The organism is Aquimarina atlantica, from assembly GCF_000626715.1.
GTDB lineage: Bacteria > Bacteroidota > Bacteroidia > Flavobacteriales > Flavobacteriaceae > Aquimarina > Aquimarina atlantica.
On record NZ_AQRA01000001.1, the window covers coordinates 48,299 to 68,915 of the forward strand.

General features: G+C 32.4%; 23 protein-coding genes. 5 read left to right on the forward strand and 18 right to left on the reverse strand.

The window, feature by feature from the left end; all coding sequences use genetic code 11:
• From ATO12_RS00180 to murA, 5 genes are all read left to right on the forward strand, one after another.
• Positions 1-1,056 (forward strand): XdhC family protein, encoded by a 1,056-nt coding sequence (locus tag ATO12_RS00180; RefSeq protein WP_034237531.1) that lies wholly within the window; start codon positions 1-3, stop codon positions 1,054-1,056.
• Positions 1,034-1,651, forward strand: coding sequence for a nucleotidyltransferase family protein (locus ATO12_RS00185; RefSeq protein WP_034237532.1), 618 nt, complete (start codon positions 1,034-1,036; stop codon positions 1,649-1,651). Before ATO12_RS00180 ends, ATO12_RS00185 begins: the two co-directional genes overlap by 23 nt.
• Positions 1,652-1,738: 87 nt before the next feature.
• Entirely contained in the window at positions 1,739-2,023 is a 285-nt protein-coding gene (locus tag ATO12_RS00190; protein WP_034237533.1) for a DUF493 family protein, read from the forward strand.
• Between the two features lie 328 nt (positions 2,024-2,351).
• Entirely contained in the window at positions 2,352-2,999 is a 648-nt protein-coding gene (locus ATO12_RS00195; protein ID WP_034237535.1) for a DUF4290 domain-containing protein, read from the forward strand.
• A 46-nt stretch (positions 3,000-3,045) separates the two neighbouring features.
• Positions 3,046-4,362: a UDP-N-acetylglucosamine 1-carboxyvinyltransferase gene (gene murA / locus ATO12_RS00200; RefSeq protein WP_034237537.1), complete on the forward strand. Its 1,317-nt coding sequence runs from the start codon at positions 3,046-3,048 to the stop codon at positions 4,360-4,362.
• 142 nt (positions 4,363-4,504) lie between these two features.
• On the opposite strand, the gene ATO12_RS24500 is transcribed toward murA, so the two are convergent.
• The 18 genes from ATO12_RS24500 to ATO12_RS00290 all read right to left on the reverse strand — a co-directional run bounded on the left by ATO12_RS24500 (position 4,505) and on the right by ATO12_RS00290 (position 20,493).
• On the reverse strand, positions 4,505-6,397 hold the full coding sequence (locus ATO12_RS24500; RefSeq protein ID WP_081801928.1) for a PAS domain-containing sensor histidine kinase: 1,893 nt from the start codon (positions 6,395-6,397) through the stop codon (positions 4,505-4,507).
• A gap of 369 nt (positions 6,398-6,766) precedes the next feature.
• Positions 6,767-6,958 carry a cold-shock protein gene (locus ATO12_RS00210; RefSeq protein ID WP_025666996.1) on the reverse strand — a complete coding sequence of 64 codons (192 nt, stop codon included), beginning with the start codon at positions 6,956-6,958 and terminating at the stop codon, positions 6,767-6,769.
• Between the two features lie 208 nt (positions 6,959-7,166).
• Positions 7,167-7,643, reverse strand: coding sequence for a hypothetical protein (locus ATO12_RS00215; protein WP_034237542.1), 477 nt, complete (start codon positions 7,641-7,643; stop codon positions 7,167-7,169).
• Between the two features lie 782 nt (positions 7,644-8,425).
• On the reverse strand, positions 8,426-8,845 hold the full coding sequence (locus tag ATO12_RS00220) for an SRPBCC family protein (RefSeq protein WP_034237544.1): 420 nt from the start codon (positions 8,843-8,845) through the stop codon (positions 8,426-8,428).
• Positions 8,846-9,029: 184 nt separating this feature from the next.
• Positions 9,030-9,791, reverse strand: coding sequence for a CPBP family intramembrane glutamic endopeptidase (locus ATO12_RS00225; RefSeq protein WP_034237546.1), 762 nt, complete (start codon positions 9,789-9,791; stop codon positions 9,030-9,032).
• A 335-nt stretch (positions 9,792-10,126) separates the two neighbouring features.
• Entirely contained in the window at positions 10,127-10,513 is a 387-nt protein-coding gene (locus tag ATO12_RS00230) for a hypothetical protein (protein ID WP_034237549.1), read from the reverse strand.
• A gap of 127 nt (positions 10,514-10,640) precedes the next feature.
• Complete coding sequence (locus ATO12_RS00235; protein WP_034237551.1) at positions 10,641-11,939, reverse strand: M20 metallopeptidase family protein; 1,299 nt, start codon at positions 11,937-11,939, stop codon at positions 10,641-10,643.
• A gap of 77 nt (positions 11,940-12,016) precedes the next feature.
• Positions 12,017-12,691, reverse strand: coding sequence for a Crp/Fnr family transcriptional regulator (locus tag ATO12_RS00240; protein ID WP_240486083.1), 675 nt, complete (start codon positions 12,689-12,691; stop codon positions 12,017-12,019).
• A gap of 209 nt (positions 12,692-12,900) precedes the next feature.
• The gene (locus ATO12_RS00245) at positions 12,901-13,905 is read right to left on the reverse strand and encodes a hypothetical protein (RefSeq protein WP_034237553.1); all 1,005 of its coding nucleotides are present in this window, start codon (positions 13,903-13,905) and stop codon (positions 12,901-12,903) included.
• A 9-nt stretch (positions 13,906-13,914) separates the two neighbouring features.
• Entirely contained in the window at positions 13,915-14,445 is a 531-nt protein-coding gene (locus ATO12_RS00250; RefSeq protein ID WP_034237555.1) for a dihydrofolate reductase family protein, read from the reverse strand.
• 183 nt (positions 14,446-14,628) lie between these two features.
• Complete coding sequence (locus ATO12_RS00255; RefSeq protein WP_034237556.1) at positions 14,629-14,853, reverse strand: hypothetical protein; 225 nt, start codon at positions 14,851-14,853, stop codon at positions 14,629-14,631.
• On the reverse strand, positions 14,843-15,682 hold the full coding sequence (locus ATO12_RS00260) for a class I SAM-dependent methyltransferase (RefSeq protein ID WP_034239055.1): 840 nt from the start codon (positions 15,680-15,682) through the stop codon (positions 14,843-14,845). The genes ATO12_RS00255 and ATO12_RS00260 overlap by 11 nt, the downstream gene beginning before the upstream one ends.
• A gap of 430 nt (positions 15,683-16,112) precedes the next feature.
• Positions 16,113-16,685, reverse strand: a complete 573-nt coding sequence (locus ATO12_RS00265; protein ID WP_034237558.1) for an RDD family protein — start codon at positions 16,683-16,685, stop codon at positions 16,113-16,115.
• A gap of 135 nt (positions 16,686-16,820) precedes the next feature.
• Positions 16,821-17,369, reverse strand: a complete 549-nt coding sequence (locus ATO12_RS00270) for a hypothetical protein (protein ID WP_034237559.1) — start codon at positions 17,367-17,369, stop codon at positions 16,821-16,823.
• Between the two features lie 12 nt (positions 17,370-17,381).
• A complete protein-coding gene (locus tag ATO12_RS00275; protein WP_034237561.1) occupies positions 17,382-18,263 on the reverse strand; it encodes an RDD family protein in 882 nt (293 codons plus the stop codon).
• A 47-nt stretch (positions 18,264-18,310) separates the two neighbouring features.
• Entirely contained in the window at positions 18,311-18,967 is a 657-nt protein-coding gene (locus ATO12_RS00280; protein ID WP_034237563.1) for a hypothetical protein, read from the reverse strand.
• A gap of 253 nt (positions 18,968-19,220) precedes the next feature.
• Positions 19,221-19,775 (reverse strand): hypothetical protein, encoded by a 555-nt coding sequence (locus ATO12_RS00285; protein ID WP_131248741.1) that lies wholly within the window; start codon positions 19,773-19,775, stop codon positions 19,221-19,223.
• 307 nt (positions 19,776-20,082) lie between these two features.
• The gene (locus ATO12_RS00290; protein WP_034237567.1) at positions 20,083-20,493 is read right to left on the reverse strand and encodes a hypothetical protein; all 411 of its coding nucleotides are present in this window, start codon (positions 20,491-20,493) and stop codon (positions 20,083-20,085) included.
• Positions 20,494-20,617 lie beyond the last annotated feature (124 nt).

A 20,617-nucleotide genomic window follows, 5' to 3' on the forward strand; every position in this document is an offset into this window, starting at 1 on the left:
ATGACACACGAATTCAAAGAAATAATAGAATCTTATCATAAAGCCAAACAGCAGGGAATACCTGCTGTTATGGCTACAGTAGTAGACGTAGAAGGATCTTCCTATAGAAGGCCTGGAGTTGGTATGCTTATTCTTCAAAATGGAAAAATGACAGGTGCTGTAAGTGGGGGGTGTGTTGAAAAAGAAGTACTACGACAAGCACAATCTGTTTTCGTTTCCGGAGAACCCAAAATGATGACCTATGATGGTAAATATAGGCTGGGGTGCGAAGGACTATTGTATATTTTGATTGAAACTTTTGATATTAATACTATTGAGATTGCAACAATACAAAGACACCTAAAATCCAGAGTACCTTTTGAAATTAGATCATGGTACTCAAAAATAGAAGAGGAAACTTCTATTATGGGGTCTATTATGCAATTTAAAGGGGATCAGGCGTTTTGTTTTTCGCAAAATACCAAGCCAGATGATCGTTTAGAGAGTTTTGTTGGAGAAATGCAACCTTGTTTCAGGCTAATAATTGTTGGTACTGAGCATGATGCAGTGCAGTTATGCAAACTGGCATCAGCCACTGGCTGGGAAGTAGATATCGTAGGTTCGCCACAACATTCTAAAAAAATAGAAGATTTTCCGGGAGCTAAACAGATAATTCTTAGTGCTCCAGAAGATTTGAGTATAGACCATATAGATGATCAGACCGCTATTATTCTAATGTCTCATAATTTTGCTAAAGATCTATTATATCTCCAGGCGTTAAAAGAAACCAGACCAATATATATAGGATTATTGGGGCCTGCACAGCGTAGAGAAAAACTATTGTCTGCTTTTATAGAATATTTTCCCGAGGTTACCGATAGGTTTCTCGATGCTATTCATGGTCCTGCCGGTTTAAACCTGGGAGCAGAAACTCCTCAGGAAATTGCTATTTCAATAATTGCCGAAATATTGTCTGTGATCAGAGGTCAAAACCCAATACCATTACAGGAGAAGAAAGGAGCGATTCATGATGATCCTAAAAGGAAAGAAATAAATGCCATTGCTACCAAAACCTAAAATAGCTCAACTTATTCTTGCAGCAGGTTCCTCTAGTAGAATGGGAGAACCAAAACAGGTATTGCCCTGGCGCAATACTACATTGATTGGTCACGCTATACAAAGGGCACTACTCATAAAAGAAACATCAATCTATGTGGTTTTGGGAGCGCATTATGACACTGTATACAAAGAGATTTGTCATTTTCCTGTTACCATACTCAAAAATGAAGAATGGCAATCGGGAATGGGATCTACAATATGTTCTGGAATTAAAGCTATACAACAAGACAAATTGTCGTACGACGGAGTGTTAATTTCACTGGTAGATCAACCATTATTAGATATAGCTCATTTTAATACATTAATCAATCAATTTAGTAAAAAGTCAAGTGTTATTGCCGCTACAGTTTTGGACTCAGGTATTGGGGTTCCTGCAATTATTCCATCTAAATTTTTCGATGAGTTACTGCAATTGCAGGCAGATTTTGGGGCACGATATATTATTAAAAAACATATAGATCATATAAACACAGTTGATGCTCTTGATAAAGGAGTAGATATTGATACGATAGCAGAATATCATGCTATGATAAAAAGCGATTTTTCTTCATAAAAAAGCAAAAGGAGTTTCTGTGTAACTTCGTTTTTATAAATCATAAGATGTATCTTTGGCCTAAATTTTGATTTGATACATGTTACTATGAAAGACCCTGAAGAATTTTATAAAAAATTAAAAGAGCAGTTGGCAGATACATCACTATGGCCAGCTTCATATTTATATAAATTTATTGTACCTACAAATACAGAAAAGATTGAACAGATCGAATCAATTTTTGATAACCTGGGTTCGGTAATTCAGACAAAACAATCTAAAAATGGTAAATATACCAGTGTATCTATCAATGTTAGAATGAAAAATCCGGATCAGGTAATTACTAAATATAAAGAAGTTGCCGAAAAAGTAGAAGGAGTGATTTCATTATAGTATTTTGGATGTACAAAATAGAGATCGTAAAGAGGTAAAACAACCAATTTATAGGTAAGCATAAAAGTTGAGATGACTTTATTAGCTGTTTTTCTTTGTTAAATACCATTGATTAATAAATAAAATATAGTATTGACAGTAGCTTACTTATTTTATTTTAGTATTTTGCGAAACGAATTATAGAATAGTCCGAAAAGTAATCAATTGTCAAACTGAATCTAAAGAGTTTATACATAATTACTTATAAATAGTTTTCAAGAGCTTATATTCACAACAACTTACATATTGATTTTTTAGGCTATCTCTACACAATTTTCACATACATTTTATGGATATATATAATATAGAATACAATACCGAGCGCGAAAAGCTCATTATCCCAGAATATGGTCGTCATATGCAAAAAATGATAAACCATACGGTTGCTATTGAGGATCGTGAAGAACGCAATAAGGTTGCAAAGTCGATTATTGCTGTAATGGGTAATCTACAACCACATTTACGAGATGTACCAGAGTTTCAGCATAAATTGTGGGATCAGTTGTTTATAATGAGTGATTTTAAATTAGATGTAGATACTCCTTTTCCTGTATTGACTAAAGAAAAATTACAGGAAAGACCAGAGCCTCTTAAATACCCTCAGAATTTTCCGAAATATCGTTTTTATGGAAACAATATTAAACGAATGATAGATGTTGCAAATAGTTGGGAAGATGGAGATTTAAAAAATGCACTTACTTTAACGATTGCTAATCATATGAAAAAATGCTATCTGAACTGGAATAAAGATACAGTAGAAGATAGTGTTATTTTTAATCATTTGTATGAACTAAGTGATGGCAAGATCGATCTTAAAGGAAGCAATGAAGATCTTACAGATTCATCTAATTTGATGAGAGGAAAAAAGAAAAAACATAGTTCTAATAATAGCGGTAAAAAGAATTACCGAAACAATCGTGGTAAAAAACGCTATTAAAATTAATCAACTACCAATTTACTAACCACTAACGACTAACGATTACATGGGTACTTTTCAGATAGAAGGAGGGCATCAGCTCAAAGGGGAAATTACACCTCAGGGCGCCAAAAATGAAGCCTTGCAAATTCTTTGCGCAGTATTATTAACACCAGAAGAAGTTATAATTTCTAATATTCCTGATATACGAGATGTAAATAAATTAATAGACATTCTCAGAAATTTAGGAGTGAAAATTCAAAAATTAGGAAAAGGAAAATACTCTTTTAAGAGTGATGAACTTAATTTAGAATACCTGGAGAGTGAACAGTTTAAGAAAGAAGGAAGTGGTCTTAGAGGATCTATTATGATTGTTGGACCTTTGTTAGCAAGGTTTGGTAAAGGGTATATTCCTCGTCCTGGTGGTGATAAAATTGGAAGAAGACGTTTAGATACCCATTTTGAAGGGTTTATTAATCTTGGAGCAGAGTTTCGATATAATAAAGAAGAACGTTTTTATGGTGTCGAGGCACCAGAAGGTTTAACAGGTACTTATATGTTACTCGATGAGGCTTCGGTAACCGGTACTGCAAATATTGTAATGGCTGCTGTACTTGCCAAAGGTACAACTACAATTTATAATGCTGCTTGCGAACCTTATTTACAGCAGTTATGTAAGATGCTTAATGCTATGGGTGCAAAAATCTCTGGTGTTGGCTCTAATCTGCTAGTGATTGATGGAGTTAAAGCTTTAGGTGGGTGTGAACACCGCGTACTACCCGATATGATCGAGATTGGATCATGGATAGGACTAGCTGCTATGACAAAAAGTGAAATTACTATTAAAAATGTAAGCTGGGAAAACCTGGGATTGATCCCAAATACATTTAGAAAATTAGGGATTACACTCGAACGGGTAGGAGATGATATCCATATACCTGCGCATACAAATGGATACCAGATCGAAAGTTATATTGATGGTTCATTTATGACCATTGCCGATGCTCCCTGGCCTGGATTTACTCCCGATTTATTGAGTATCGTTTTGGTTGTGGCTACTCAAGCCAGAGGAGAAGTAATGGTTCACCAAAAGATGTTCGAGAGTCGTTTATTTTTTGTAGACAAGCTTATTGATATGGGAGCTAAGATTATTCTATGCGACCCACATAGAGCTACAATTATTGGTCATGATTTTCAATCTACATTAAAAGCAACTACAATGGTATCTCCCGATATTAGAGCCGGAATATCTTTATTAATTGCTGCATTAAGTGCTAAAGGAACATCAACTATTCATAATATAGAACAAATTGATCGTGGATATGAAAATATTGATGAACGCCTTAGAGCAATAGGAGCTAAGATTATTAGGGTTGAGGTGTAATATCTTCGTGTTTTTGATATAAGGTAAGATTAGATAACCAGGTGTAGATTTGTTTATATGCTATCTCTTATTGTTTAAACGATTGCATAAAACCATACAAGAAGAGCTTCGGTATTTAGCTGTATTGGCTTTTTTCTATTTGCTAAGCCGTTGTTTGTGATGCTTTGGTGTACGGAATCGTGAAATAGAATGTAGACCCTTTGCCTTTTTTGCTATCTAACCAGATTTTTCCTGTTAGCATTTCGACATAAGCTTTGGCGATGGATAATCCAATACCTGCACCCTCTAGTGCGTAACGATCTTCGAGATCTGCCTGTACAAATCGTTCAAAAATTGCTTTCTGACGGTCTTTTGCTATCCCCATACCCGTATCTTTTACATAAAATTGAAGAATATCTTTATCTTTTAGATATCCAAATTCTATTCCTCCTTCATTCGTATACTTAATGGCATTCTTTATTAAATTAGAAAGAATCGTATTAAATTTTTCTTTATCGGTTTTGATAATTGCATCCTCTGTTGGTAAATCATTTGATAATGATAGTACGATACCTTTTTTATCGGTTTGTGGCTTAAAGAGGTTAAATAAATATTTGGTTTGTTCGTTAATATCAACTTCTTCGATATTGACTTTAACCTGATCTGCGGCTATTCTTGAGATATCAATAATATCCCTGATGATATTAAGCATACGTGCTCCACTTTCTTTAATAAGATCAAGGTATAGTTGTTGTTCGTCACCAGTAAGTTTTGGTTCGTTTAAGAGTTCTGCAAGACCAAGGATACCATTCATAGGGGTTCTTATTTCGTGGCTCATATTAGCGAGGAAAGCAGATTTGAGCCGATCACTTTCTTCAGCTTTTTCCTTTAATCGACTTAGCTCAATTTCGTATAACTTGATATCCGTAATATCTGTTAGAGTGCCAACATACCCAATAATTTGGTGTTTATCATTGTATTCGGGTATAGCACGGCCTAACACCCAGGTTACGGTACCATCGGGTTTAAGAAATCGATATTCTGCATCAGAAGTTTCTTTTTTATCCGTAGCAGCATACCATCCTTGTCTTAGTCTTTTTCTATCTTCTGGATGTACTGCATTAAGCCATCCATCATTTAAAGCTTCTTCTTGCGACAGCCCCGAAATAGAACACCATTTTGGGTTAACAAATATGGTCTTTCCATCGCTTTCAGTCATAAATACACCTACCGGTATCAGGTTGGTTAATGTTTGATATCTGCCTTTGGTAAATTGAGCTGCTTTTTCGGCTACTTCATATTTCTGTTTGTAGGTTAAGGAATGAAAAATATCTTTAAAAGTGAGATAATTTACATGGTAGGTTTCTTTTTCAAAATACTTTAGATATAACGTAAATACTGCACTGTAGAAAATAGCCATAGATCCTTTTGACAATAGTCCTGATAATAAGAGTTTTGGGATGTTTTCAAAATACCAAAACGAGCCTAACGTAAAAAAGACAGCATCAAAGCTAAGTACCAGTACCATAGTAAACATTACTCTAAGAAATAAGCTGGAAGTATGCTTTGAGATAAATTCATATAAAAATATGATCAATATTGCGTCCAGATACAATACTCCCGTTCCTACAAATAGTACCAGTACATTTGTATAGAAGAAATCTGTAGAAATTTCGAAAGGATTATAGCTATAAGCTCCTTCCATATTCATTCTAAAAGCAAGTAAAAGAAAGCATAATACAATATTAGCTATAACTAATGCGTAAATTAGTTTTCGAGCTGTAGTCGCATCTTCTTTGATGTATATTAGAAGTATGGCAAAAAGTGTTGCAGAAAATAAAACAGATGAACCCGGAGAAACTACAATGGCGTCAGATATTTTAAAGTAAAGCGTACTGGCCATAAAAACCTGTACAAACTGAAACAATCCCAAAGACGCGAATAGCACTCCCAGACCTATTATCGTTCGTAAACGAAAAAGTAGTAATATTAGGAAGGCAACAACAAATCCTTGAAAAAGAAAAATTAAGATTTGATAGAAAATTAGTGTGTCCATAGAGTCTAATGCTACATTTAATAGGCGTTTTTAGATTTTTTGGTTAACCTATTTGTGTATAACATATAATTTTTAAGCCCCTTAAAGCTACGAACAATTGTTAAAACAATGGATATATAAACCCTTAAAAAACGATTTTTAATTAGTAATTATTACTTGTGATTACACAAAAAAAAGGAATTTAGATGTATATTATATTGATTTACAGTTTGTTTTTACTTTGGTTACGTAGTTCGATTTTTTTTTAAAATGAGAAGATATATTTGTAATGGGTGTATGTACTTAAAATAGAGTTTAGGATTTGATATGGATAAAAAAAACCTGCCATTTTTGACAGGTTGTTGTGCTTTAAAAAATAAGTAGTATATATTAAATTACTTTTACATTTACCGCGTTTAATCCTTTTTTGCCTTCTTGCAAGTCAAATTCTACTACATCACCTTCTCGAATTTCGTCGATTAGTCCAGAGATGTGTACAAAATGTTCTTTGTTAGAATCTTCTTCAGTGATAAATCCAAATCCTTTGGCATCGTTGAAAAATTTTACTGTTCCTTTGTTCATTGTTAAAATTTAAATTAGTTAATAAAAATCAAAGATAACGCCAAATATCTAAATGATCATCATCAAGATGTTTTTTACTTTACTTGTTAACACAATTTTTAAGTGTTTATTGCTAATATATGTATAAAATAATTAATCTGTTAATTTTCAGGAACTCCCGGATACGTGTGATTAGAAGGTGTAAAGGGTTAAATATCATATAAATTACTTAGGAAAATAATTTTTGCAATTCTAATGTATAGTCATATTGTAAATCTTCGTGTAGCGCCGTAATCTTCTTTTTAATTGCAGATGTTTCGCGATGATAGATGTTTTTGAGAACCGTATTGTTTTGTATAGAAGGGGAGAAGTTTTTTAACTTTTTACAAAAATAAAGCAGCAATTCTATTTCGGTTTCTTTGTTTTTCGAATATCGAATGTATTTCTTTATGGTACGTAAAATTTTTCGAATACTTTTTTTTATATAAAAATAAGATGTGGTGTTAATCATTTCGAATTGCTCATCAACTTCTCTCTGTATACTTATGATATATTCTTCTTCATGAGTTGATTCGAATAATAAGTAGGTAAGTAATTCTTTATTTTCTTTTTTAAATCGGGATAGATGAAGACATAACTCGATTAGCTCCTGGTGAGAACGATCTGTTAATTCGGTTTTTAGTTCTTTTACGGTAGCGGTTTTCATCTATACGTGGTGCTTGTTTTATGGTGATACATTTCCTGTATGCAATTTAAATAAAACAATAGTTTCTAACCGTTAATTCATTTTTTACTTATAGTAATAGCGTATCGATACATAGTCTCTTTTTATATCAAGATAACTTTATGTTTTTGCATTTTTATTGATAACCGTTTGATATATAAACTATTGATAGATCAGGCTTGTCAGAGTTATTAACATAGTTATTAACAGTAAAAGTAGGTTTTTACGTGTTAATTATTTATGAATATGGATGAAAAGTGTAATATATCGTGTTTATTATAGTTTTAAACAAATTATTAACATTAAATCAACAATTAATTTGATATTTTGTTAATAACTTATTATATTACAAGTAATTAACCTTAAATCACACAATCATGAATCATTTTTATTCCACTTTTGGGTTGAATTTTAAGAGTATTATAAATTTTTTAAGAGAACTACCTAAGGCTTCCAGTTATGCAATTCGTAAGTAATAGAGATATAACAAATTTTGGGCATTTGTTTTTTAAATCTATCAGAGGGATTATTTTTTGGTAATCCCTTTTTTTGAAAGATCTCGATACTCTCTTCCTCTATGCTTACAGTGTATTGTGTTTGGTATGTACGTTTCTACTTGTTAAACAATTGATTTTATAAACATGGTTAGGCTTAATAATTAGTTTTATTAAGTATTATGAATTATAATTGTTGACTATTTCATTGGATAGTCCCTTCTATGAAATGAACATCCTTTTTTAATTAGGAACCTGTTTAGTTGTACATTATCCTATAAATGGTTTACCTTCTCCGGTTTCGCATAGAGATTTAAGGCTATCTAAAAACCTACCCCAATGGTGATTGCAAAACCCGTAGAATTCGGTTTCTTCTGCCCAATTTAGATGAGAAAATTTAAGGAAAGTATTGCCTTCTTTTTCTTCTAATTCAAATGATAAATGAGTTCCTATCCATTCCCTGTCTCCATCTACACATTCCCATCGAACTTCATTTGGTGAATTCAGCTTTAAAATTTTCATTTTGTTAAAATAGTCGTCTCCAAATCTAAAATGATTTATATGCCCTACTTCTGGTTTTGCAGTAGCTTCATTCGTCCACCATCCTCTTAAGCCATTTTCTGATGTTATTGCATCGTATACCTGTTCAAGTGGTGTAGAAATTGTTAGATTGTGTCTAATATTTGCCATGTGTTCTTTAATTATAATGTGCTTATATAAGTATATAACGAATTCAGTGATAAGATTAAGACATAGCATTCGTTTTTCATTTTAACTATACTACTCATACGGCTCAACACAGTTCTGTTTTGCTAACGAAAAGGTACTAAATTTATCCAAATACGATCTGAGAAAGAGCATTATATAAGATTGTTTATTGTGCGACGGTCTTTTTGGTAAAGCGTAAATACATTAATGATAAAAGTAACATAAACATAAATCCAATAAGCCCTAAAACTCCTGCTTCGGGACCATATTCACCTCCTGTTAATAGAGCAAATCCATTATCTTCAATTCTGTAAAACGAATGTATAGCTTTATTACCACTCATCGTGAATCCAATTTGTGTTTGGGTAAAATTCCAGGCTGTATGAAGTCCAATAGATAATCCCAAATTTTTGGTTATTACAAATGGAATACACCAAACCATTCCATTTATTGAAAGAAATATAGTAGAAAGAATAGAGGCATTACTGGTGCTTATATGAGCTAATCCGAAAAGGGCAGAGGATACTACAAATGAAATCCAAAATGCTTGATTTTTAGTTGTTCCCGATAGTAACCCGTCATAAATGGTTGTAAATAAATACCCTCTAAAAAATGTTTCTTCCAGAATGCCTACAAGTAGCATTTTTAAAGCAAAGAGGAGTAATAACTCGATATGTGGAATTGATTTTGCATCAGAAACCAATAGTATACCAGTTGCTTTTCCGATAAAAAACATAAATAAAACTGAAATAAATCCAATTAAAATCCCAATACATAAATGAGTAAAGGTTTCTTTTTTAAAAACCAGACCATATCCCGAAAAATCCCTTTTATCTAAGTATTTTGAATTGAGGTATAATCCAAATATGAGAATCAATACAGCTCCAAAAAATTGTAAATAAGAGTTGTTTATCATTATAAGTGGCATAACCGCAAGGAGTAGCGCACAAACAAAAATTAAAATTCTCCAAAGCGTTCTTAATCTATGAGTATTGTCGAAAAATAAATTTTGAACATTCATTTATTAAAAATCTATTTGTTTAATATAGCACAACGGTTTAGCATAATCATAGCCTTAATTAATAGAGGTATTTACAAATCTAATTGATTTTTGATTAACCTTTAATCCCCAAGCTATATACTTATAATCTAAAAATTAGGAAATAACTTTACATAAGATACATCGTTAGCATCAGTTTTTATCCTTTTCAAAACTCTTTATCGGCTTCTTTGTAATGTGATTTCTTAGAGTATCACACTTTTTCATGCTAACCATTTGGGATCTTCTAAATCAGATAAATATTTTTCTGTTCCTGAAAAACCTAACTCTTTAATCCTTTCTAAGTACTTCGATTTTTCGAAATCTTCCATCGGTATTTCTTCCCAAATGTAAGACGCCATGGTTTCCATCCATCTGGGAGGGGGCGGGTATTTTAAGAAAAAATCTATTCTATTCTTTTCTTCTTTATAATTGTCTTCAAACCAATTTGAAAATACCATAACAAATGTCTCTCCTGCACCCATTCTCCACATTATGCTGTAGGGATGAGAATCTGGAAATACAATCCAATGCGGAGGTATTTCACCGTATTCAGAAATATATTTTTCCTTCTCTTTTAAATACCATTCATCATCACTGTACTTTCCCATTTTTTTATTGATCTAGTAGTAATTAGACATAATTATGCAAGTAATTATGGTCGTAGCTATCTGTAAACTTTTTTTCTTTGTTAGTATTGTGCTTTGCCAAAAATACAATTACCATTCGATTTACTGCTTAGTTAAACAACCTTTCAACTATCAATGAAGAAAAATAATTCACCCCTGTTCTAATACAATTTTCATCAACCTGAAAATTAGGTGCATGCGGCATAGAGAGTATTCCTTTTTGAAAATCTGATCCCCCTAAATAAAAATAGACTCCCGGTACTTTCTCCTGGTAATACGCAAAATCATCACCTCGATAATCAGCCATTATTCCGTGCAAAAGAATGATGTTTTCTGCTCCGTAAATTTGTGCTATATGTGCTAAAGAATTTTGAGTTAGAGTTTTGTCGTTGTATAGGTTTGCTCGTTCATAAGTGTACTCAACTTCAATTAGACTTTTTGCAAACTTAGAGTTGCTTATTTTTTGTTTTAATTGTGGCAGTATAGCATCAAACTTCTCCTTTTCACTTGATCCGATATATGCCTTTATAGATATTTCATTCTCGGTTTTCTCTACCTTAATACGATCTTGGTTGACAAAGGTGTAATTTTTAAAGATTGTGTTTGGGCTCGCCAGACCTATATTTGGGTCTGATAAACTTTGGGGATTCCAAAATTTGCTCGAAGGCTCTACATTTTGTAGACTCATAATGAGCTCTTTGCTATATGCTATGATGGATTCATTTTTGCTTGAATTTTTAAATGATATGTTAAGTACTTTATAATCGGCAAACATCCATTCGGGTTTTGTTGAAATCATAGTTGTTGCCATAGGAGCAATATGCGAACCATAAATTTCATCTGGGGTAATCATCTCAAACAAACCATCATCGATCATTGCTTTTGCACCTGTATAAGGCTCTTCTGAGGGTTGAAAAATAAAATATACAACACCTGTCAATTCTTCTTTCTGACTTGCCATTACGTTGGCTATACCAAGGGCTATGGTTGTATTTACATCATGCCCGCAAATATGACGAACCCCTTCGTTTTTTGATGCAAACTCTACTACATCTGGTATATCCGATGGCATTGCATCAATATCTGCTCTCCAGGCAATTCGCTTTCCTTTTTTTCCGGTATCCAGGGTACCAACAACACCGTAACCACCAATACCTCTTTTTACTTCGTATCCTAAGGACAATAAATATTTAGCAATCTTCTCTGATGTTCTTTTCTCTTTTCCGGATACTTCAGGATTCATATGAAAATCCCGACGGATGGTGACAAGGCTATCAAAAATTTCATGGGTCTGTTCCTGGATCTTTGCATGTATAGAAGGTTCGGATTTTGTACTTTGACCACAAGAAACGAATCCAAGAAGTAGGAACTGTACAGTTAAGGTAAGTCTAATTATTTTTGAAGTCATATTTTCCAATTCTTTAAAATGTATACTGCAAAAATGTGATATTGTCGTATGATTTACCTGTCACATTTGTGACAAAATCATTTTTTGGCAATTTTACTTCTTATTCTGCTCAATGATTGGCGCTCGATACCAAGATGGGATGCTAAATGGGATAGACTAATTCTATTAATAATGTCTTTATTTTGCTCAATAAAGTTAAGATACCTTTCTTCGGCATTTTCGAATAAAAAACTTTCAACCCTGTCGGTTTGTACGGTTAACACATATTCAGCGATTAATCTTCCGTACATTTCGCTAACCTTAAATTTGCTGTATCCTTCCTGGATTTTATCATAAGGTAATTTTATTATAATAGATGGTTCCAGACACTCAATAAAATACTTAGATGGTTTTTGTCTTATAAATGCAGGATAATCAGTGGCGTATTTGTTTTCATTAATAAATCCAGTTGTTATTTTATTCCCTTTTTCGTTGATGTAATACCTTCTTAAGAGCCCTTTACATACAAACCCAACTTCTTTTTGTACTTCTCCGCTTTTGAATAAAAACTCCTTTTTGGCATACTCGGTTATGGTTAGATATGAATTCATAAAAGCTATTTCCTCTGAGTTTAAATCGGGAAATAATTTGATATAGTCTTCGATATATTTCTTATACTCTTGTTGCATTTTTTCTTCAGCTTGTTGCCAACAAAAGGATATATGTGCCGGTACACATATATCCTTTTTGTATCCTCTGTGTTTATTTACCACTCCAAATTACTAAGTTTATCTTAATATTCGTTGTAAAAAACCACATCTTTTTGCCTAAGATTTTAGACGACGCTTTGCATAGGATACATGGTTAGCTGTTTTTATAAGACTATAATTACAAGCTTTGTTTTCTCATTTTCTTTTTTATTTCCTGCGAATAATTTCATACCGTTAATCGTAAATAACGTTTTTCTATAACGTGTGTCGAATTAACTTTTCATCATTTGTCCTAAATATATTTTTCCATCTATTGCCATACAAAGCATTTTGTAACTGATTTCTTGTTGATCGCAATTAAAAAGAACCCTAATATAATAGGTTGTTGCATTTGGTTGCGAATTATCCGGTATAAAAGATGAACTTTTAATACTAACAGTTTCGAATTCTTTCATTTCTTTTATGAAAGGATAAACCGATTTATTCCAACTATTAATCATCAATTCAATTTTTGGACGATCCTTTTCTAATATTTGTTTCTCTTCTTCTGGAGCAATCGATATAAAAGTATTAACGTCTAAAAGAATTTTATTTAAAGACGTCTCATTCGTTATGCTTTTGATTAAATTATCGAGAAAACTGTCTCTTATTTTATTATCATTTTTTAATGTAGGGGTATCAAAGAAATTACTTCGATTAATTACTTTTAGTAGGTATTTGTAGGAGTCATTCCCCTTATTAATCCCCATAGTATGAAAAGAATAATATTGACTTTTATAAATCCCAATTGCCGAAGATAAAGTCCATATTTTGTCTTTTCCATCTTTATAAACTATGTGTTTTGAATAAAAACTATTGTCATTTACTTTAAAAAGACTATCTGTTGCAGAAACCAATTTAGATTCTTTAAACTTTATGTCTTCAAATTCAGAAGACCATAACTCTTTAACAGACTTATTTTTATAATTGTATAACATTTTTATCGATAATTGACGAGTAAGTTTTCCTGAATCCGAAATTTCTTGCTGTTTTATAAGTATTTCAGACATGTTAGCCAAATTAACGTCCATGATAGAATCGGTACAAATAGCGTAATTCCAGTTACTTTTTTTGATGTTTTTTATACAACTTAATTCCTTCTGAGCAAAACAGGTGTTGTTAAACAGAAGAATTATTAAAATTACTATAGATCGCATTATATTTATATATTCTTTATTGTTTGTTTTTTTAGTTGTAGCACATATCAGCTGTGTTTTTTGTGCTTTGTTATAATCCATTATTTTGTATTATTCTTTTTCATACGTTAAGATTTGTAGCCCATCATCAAAAGATTCTTTTTCGATTAACTTCCATTTTTTGTTTGTTATAGAATTACCAAATAAACGAATTCCATCTCCAATAATTATTGGGTTAAGTTTTAGTTTCAGCTGATCAATCAAATCATTATCCAAAAGCCAGCCTGCAAAGTCTCCGCCACCACATAAGTAAATATCTGTTTTAGCATTTGCTTTAATTTCTTTTACCCGATGAATAGATCTTTTTTCAATATGAACAGAGTTTGCCAGGTTTTCAATTTTCATTGAATCCGAAAAAATGTAATGCTCCATATTTGGATAAGCAGCTTGCCCGGGCTGAAGACCGTATTGATAACCAAATTCATATGTCCTTCTTCCCATTAGTACAGTTTCAAATTTTAAAAGCTCAGCCTTATATTTTTCAACTCCTTTTCCTTGAAGTATGAATTGACTTATGTCGTCGTTCTTTCCAGCAATACATCCGTCGAGAGAACTTGCTACGTAATAAACAATTTTTTGCATATGTTTTATATTTTAGAATTTCTGTATGAATCACAACAGTATATGTAAGTATCGAAGTAGCGCAAATTGTTACCTTGCTTTTTGGTTTTTTTTAGCATTGATTACAAAACTTTTTTACTGTAAGCATTGTGTTTTCCCAAAAGTCGAGGCATTTGCTTCATCACTTAGTTGCTATGATTACATTTATTGATATTGTGTTTCCTTTTTATGTTTCCTTTTCGCCGTTTTCATAAGACTATAATCACAAGCTCCATGCGCTAAATATTCAATTTTATATTCAAACAGAAGTTGAGCAATGATTTCTCTTGTTTCCTTTTCATCAAATCCTAGTTTTTCTCCAAGGTCGATTTCGTTTAACCGGCCATTGTTTTCAGTTAGTGCGTTATAATATGTTTCTTTATTTTTCATAAGTTGTTTGTTTTTTTACGGCTATCATCATATGCGGGCTAAATGGTAATAGATAACTGTCGTTTTCTGTAATCTGCGTAAGCTCTAATAATGTTTCTTTCTTTTTGTCATTTAACATATTCATGAAATAATTTTTGTCTAACCAGGCCATTCCTTCAACTGCGTGAGTAGTAAGATACGTTAATTCTTGACTTATAAATTCGTTTTTAAGCTGTTCTGGTGTATGATAATATGCTTCTGCCAAAAGCCAGGGAAAATCATCTGGGGGATTGTGTATTCCATTGGTTAATTCGTCTTTACACATTTCAAAAAATGTTTTTTTATGAATAAGTCCATTTAAAAGACCAACCAGGGTAGATGCGGTATAATTGATGGCAAAACCCAAAATGATTCCGTTATTCTTCAAAACACGTTTCGCTTCCCGAATACTTAAGGCTCTATCTTCTTTTTTCTGAAGATGATACAAAGGGCCGTGCAGCAGTATGAGATCGGCAAAATTATTCGGAAATTCGAGCTTTCGGGATTCTCCCCAATGCACAGAAAACCGGTTTTTTAGTTTATCGGCCCTGTTTTGCGCTATTTGTATATGTTTAGGAATAGGTTCGACCAAATGTACCTGGTGCCCTTTGTTGGCAAGCCATTCTGAATATTTTCCTGTTCCGCCACCAATGTCAATTATTGTTGAAGGCGAGGTCGTAATATATTTTTCTATGAGTGATTTGGTTCTCTCAAATTCAAAAATACCCATTCCTTTGTTAAGCCTGGTTTCTTCGGATGCTGTATTATAAAATAGTTCTATGTTTCTGCTTATTAACTGTTTGCTATTCATTTTGAAGTACTGTATTATTATCACTTTTCGAAATGCAGTATGCATTGCAAAGTGATACAGCAATTGATTTCTAATCGATTACTAGTATTAAATAAAATAATTGGATATGCTCATCTGTGCATTAAAAAATCAGAAGAATTTTTATGCATTAAGTTCTCGTAGTATAGAGCATGTCTTTTTAGAAAGACTCAGATGATATGTCGAATTCGTATAACAGACGATAAAGATATTAATTCTGAATTAATTATTTTGTGATAGTTGGGTATTCTTTACTGTTAACGTTTAATTTACGTGTCATAGCAAGGGTTTCTGATTATTGATAGCTAAATTTCTTTATCGTAAAAGCATTGTGCTTTAAAAAATACAACACCCATTCGATTGATCACTTTGCTGCTATAAACACATATATGTTGTTGGCAAATCGTTTTTTTTAATTCATTCCAGGCAATAATAGACTTAGTCCGTAAAAATATAATCCGCCAATTATTAAAATTCCGATAAAATTTATTTTCAACTTTATGTTTTTTAAATCAGTCCAAATTGATTTAATTTTTTCTTTTTCTGAAGTAATAACTTTGGTATTTGCAAGAAAATCCCCAATCCGTCTTTCTGGATTTATCCACCCAACAATAACTTCTAATGGCCAAACAAAAGCTATTGTTAAATTTCGTACAAAGCACTGTAATTCAGTTGCTGGTTGTTCATTTTTTCTATTAATGACTTGATATCCTAATACTCGTTTTGCAGGACTTTTAGCATTAAAAAAATCTTTGTTGATATAAATAAACATCATGAAAAAGAAAAATACATAAAAAGCTCTGTTCTCAATTTTCAATATTCCGTTTGCTGCCAAAATCATTAGAAGAATCATTGGAGGAACTATAACTATAATCATAATTATGTGGTCTAATAACATACTGGAAATCCGATGGAATCTTGGATTGATTCCGGCGAGTTTATTAACTTCTTTGTGTAAAATTCCTTTATATTCGGTTTCGTTCATTCTAATGTTTGCTAACAAAGATATAAAGAACATATGTCCTTTATATTCCCTGTATGATTGTTTTGTAATTAATGCTTTTGATTTGGCTCACTTTCTGGATATAGCTTCCTATATCGTTTTAAAAAAGAATGAATACTACCCCCCAAAACAGTTAACGATCCCAAATAGTGTAGCCAAAACTATAATGGCAATCACTATTAGAAAAGCCATACCTCCTTTATATTCTTCTTCCTCTAGTTGTTCCTGTTTCTTTTTCCATTTTCTGGCTACCTCTTTGTTTTGTGATTCATATCTTGTTTTAAGGTCCTCATCAAAACTAGAAACATACTCATTAAATTTCTTATACCCTTCATAGATTTGGTATTTGTCGGTATGATTAGAAACTAACTCAATTCGTAAAAACCTTTCCAATACGGCATAGCCACTTTTTCCCCGAATTTCGGTATAGGCACTTTCACGAGTATTTTCGTGTATCAAAACGGTGTCAAAGATATTCTCGATTTTTAAGAAACTCAGAATTAGCTGTACCTTTTCCAGATAACTGCTGTTAGTAGTAACATTAGTATCATAATTATATGATATGATATCCAAAACAGCTCTATCGACTACTGTTACGGTTTCGTGCGGTTGTTGAAACGTATACTTATCGAGTTGGTATTCGTGTTTTTTTTGAACAGTTTCCATGTACTAGGTTTTTTATTCCTTTTTTCTCCAATCCAGTGTCAATGTACGTGTATGCGTGCTATGGTGTTGTTGATAGACATATTGAACCTGTCCTACAAAAGTTCCTTCCGGAAACTTCTCCAAAATTAGAGGAACAGTTACCGATTTGATTTCTTCGTAATTGTTGTCATTCTCTAAGTAGTTTTGATTAAGCCTAAGTATAACAGAGACATATTTTAAATCTTTGTTTTGCTCAAGCTGGTCATAAACACGTACATCAGAAGTAAGATGGGTTCCCAGGCTATCTGCAAAAAGTTGTTCGGTTTCATTTGCAGCCTGTTCATTCAACGAACTGGCTACATAGGTTATCTGGTTACTTTTTATTCTTGATTTCCAGGCTTCAAGAGGTAGCATCATGAGCATCACCACTGCATAAGCAAGAAGCATAGAAAATACTATTTGTATGCTATTAATTTTTGGTTGTTTATGCTCGGGATGAAACGGAACTACTTTTGTTCCTGCCACCAGATCACCGATTCTCCTGTTAGGATTTACCAGGGTAACGATCACTTCTATACACCAAAAGATACAAAATATATTTCTAATACAACATCGAATTGGCGAAGCCACTTTACCGCTTGAGTTTTCGACGACTTGAAGTTTTAGCACTCTTTTTGCAATGCTTCGTCCTTGTATGCAATCTTTACAGAAATAAAGAGCAAAACCAATAAATGTAATGTAATTAAAACCAAAAATTTCGACGGTGGCCGGTTCATGACTTATTTCAAAAGCTGTTGCAAACCCTAAAATCATCCCTGGAACAAAAAAGAACATCGCGATAAATGCCATTACCATATCATCCAAGAGCATCGAAACAATTCTTATACCGACACTTATTTTCTGCTCTTTTATCATTTGTTTTCTTGTTTCAGGAAATGTGGTAATATATAGTTGGGCGTGCGTTATTTATTTCCTGTCATTAGTTTTGCAATTTTACTTGCATTATCAATCCCGAGTTCTATTAAAACTTTTGTTATTCGATTTTCAAAATCGTAAAGGTATTTCCGACTTGATTTAATTTCGGCAGTTAGTATCTGCTTTGAGAATTTATATTTTTCGGATAACTCCTTGAAATCTTCTAGACAGTCTTCGGTATAATCTGAAAGAGCAACACTATCAACATTCTGTTTACAATATACCCAAGGATGACCAATCCATAATTGTTCCCAGTGATTTAATTTCGAATTTTCGATTTCTTCCCAATGTCGAATGTTAGATATGTCACCGCAGCAAGTAGGTTCAATAATTATGTCGTCATTTTCTATAATTACAATTCCACCAAATAATGGCTCGATATACTCCTTTACATTTGATATATCAATACCTTTTAATTCTTTTTGAAGAATAATTTTTAATTCAGAATCACCAATACTTTTTATGTCAACCAAATATGAACCAAGTTCAATAGGTTTTAAATTTTGTAGATTACTATCCGAAATACACTTGTACCAGAATTCACTCCATTTCTGAGGGTTTTTATCTCGCGAAACATCTGGGGATTCATATTCATTTTCGGTATAATCCCAAGGTTCAATTTCTATGGTGTTTAATAATTTCATTAAATATTTAAGGAGTTTGATTCAATGACGCACAACTTCTCAGCTATGGTTAGTAAGGGGATTAAAACTACTGAATTTCTAATTAAGCACTTAGCCAAAACTTTTTATTTTGTTTTTAATTTATTCATTTTTAAAAGCCATACTTCGACAAGCTCAGTACAGGCTTTAAAAATTTGGCGGTCTCTGCAAATAAGCACAAACCTCTCGGAAATAATTTATTAGCTATGTTTTATACATGTTGTTGGCGACAGCTTTAATCCATTGATTTAATCACTTTGCCTTCACTAATTTTAAATAATTCATCTGACACTTCCTTTTCTTCTATACTAAAAGCTTCCATTACTGATTTATATATTGGGTATAGATTATCTTCATTTCTTACCGATATTGATCCGGATTTGTCTACGAATAGATTCCAATAGCCGTATTTGTGGTTTTGGTATGCTTCTTTATTTAAACGATATTTGGGATTAAAATAATGAGTACTACGAGTTTCTAATCCATACCGAGAATCTTTATATTCAAGACGTATTGATGAGCATTTATCACCCAAAACATTCTTCACATCGTCATTATTTTCTTCCATTTTCAATAACTCACCAGGTATTTTATCGATTCTGGACATTCGGATAGTATCCGATTTTTCATATTCTATATACATTATGTTTTCATCCAATAAAAAAATCATTTTCATTGCTCCTAAATCACCTTTGGCATTGTTTGTCATGGCATATTTTCTTTCCCGTACATAGCCTATAATGGTATCTCCAATCTCTTTTTTGAGCATTTCTTGAGTTAAATTTTCCATTGTGGGAGTAATTTCCATTTTGTAGTGGACTTCCCCTTCAAAATATTCTTGGGAGTAACTGTGATATATGATGAAAATGCTAATAATCAAAAGAAAGTGTTTTTTCATATAGAGTGTTTATTTAGTTGTTGCCAACGTTTAATATATGTGTCATAGCAGAGCAAATTGTTACCTTGCTTTTTGATTCTTCTGCGTAGTGATTGCTAACTTTTCCTTTTGTGCATGCATTGCACCTTTCCAAAAACACAACAACCATTCGGTTCATTATTAAGTAGCTATGATTACATATATATTGTTGTAACACGTTTTAATTTCGAATTATTTCGTCATTCAGTGCTTCGAATATCAATTGTTTTTCATTGAGTGTTTTGATCAAAATACTTCTTTTTGCAACACCTCCCCAAAATTTATGGGTCAAGACTAATGTTGAGTCCGAAATTTTTTTCCAAGTTCCATTATAGTTTTTGTATGTGATCGGGGGAGTCCCGCAAGAACCAGAGTTCATTCTAACAATTAGTTCTCCTTTTTCTTTGAATTCTAGCCCGCTCTTGGTCAGGTCAAGTTTGTCCACTTTTGTCCAAACTCCAGATTCATTGTTGTCAGAATAATAACTCCAATTTCCAATTAATTTATTCTCAAGATCAAATTCAGAAACCGTGTTAAATGATCCAGCTAGTATTAATATTCCAGTAACTAATATTTTTGTGATAATTCGCATCCTTTAGAATGTGTTACAACAAAGCTATAACAGCAATTGTTATTATATAATTTGTAATCAATACGAGTATATGCAAATCTAAGTGATTTTAGTCAATTCAGAATTACTATATATTCTTATCCTA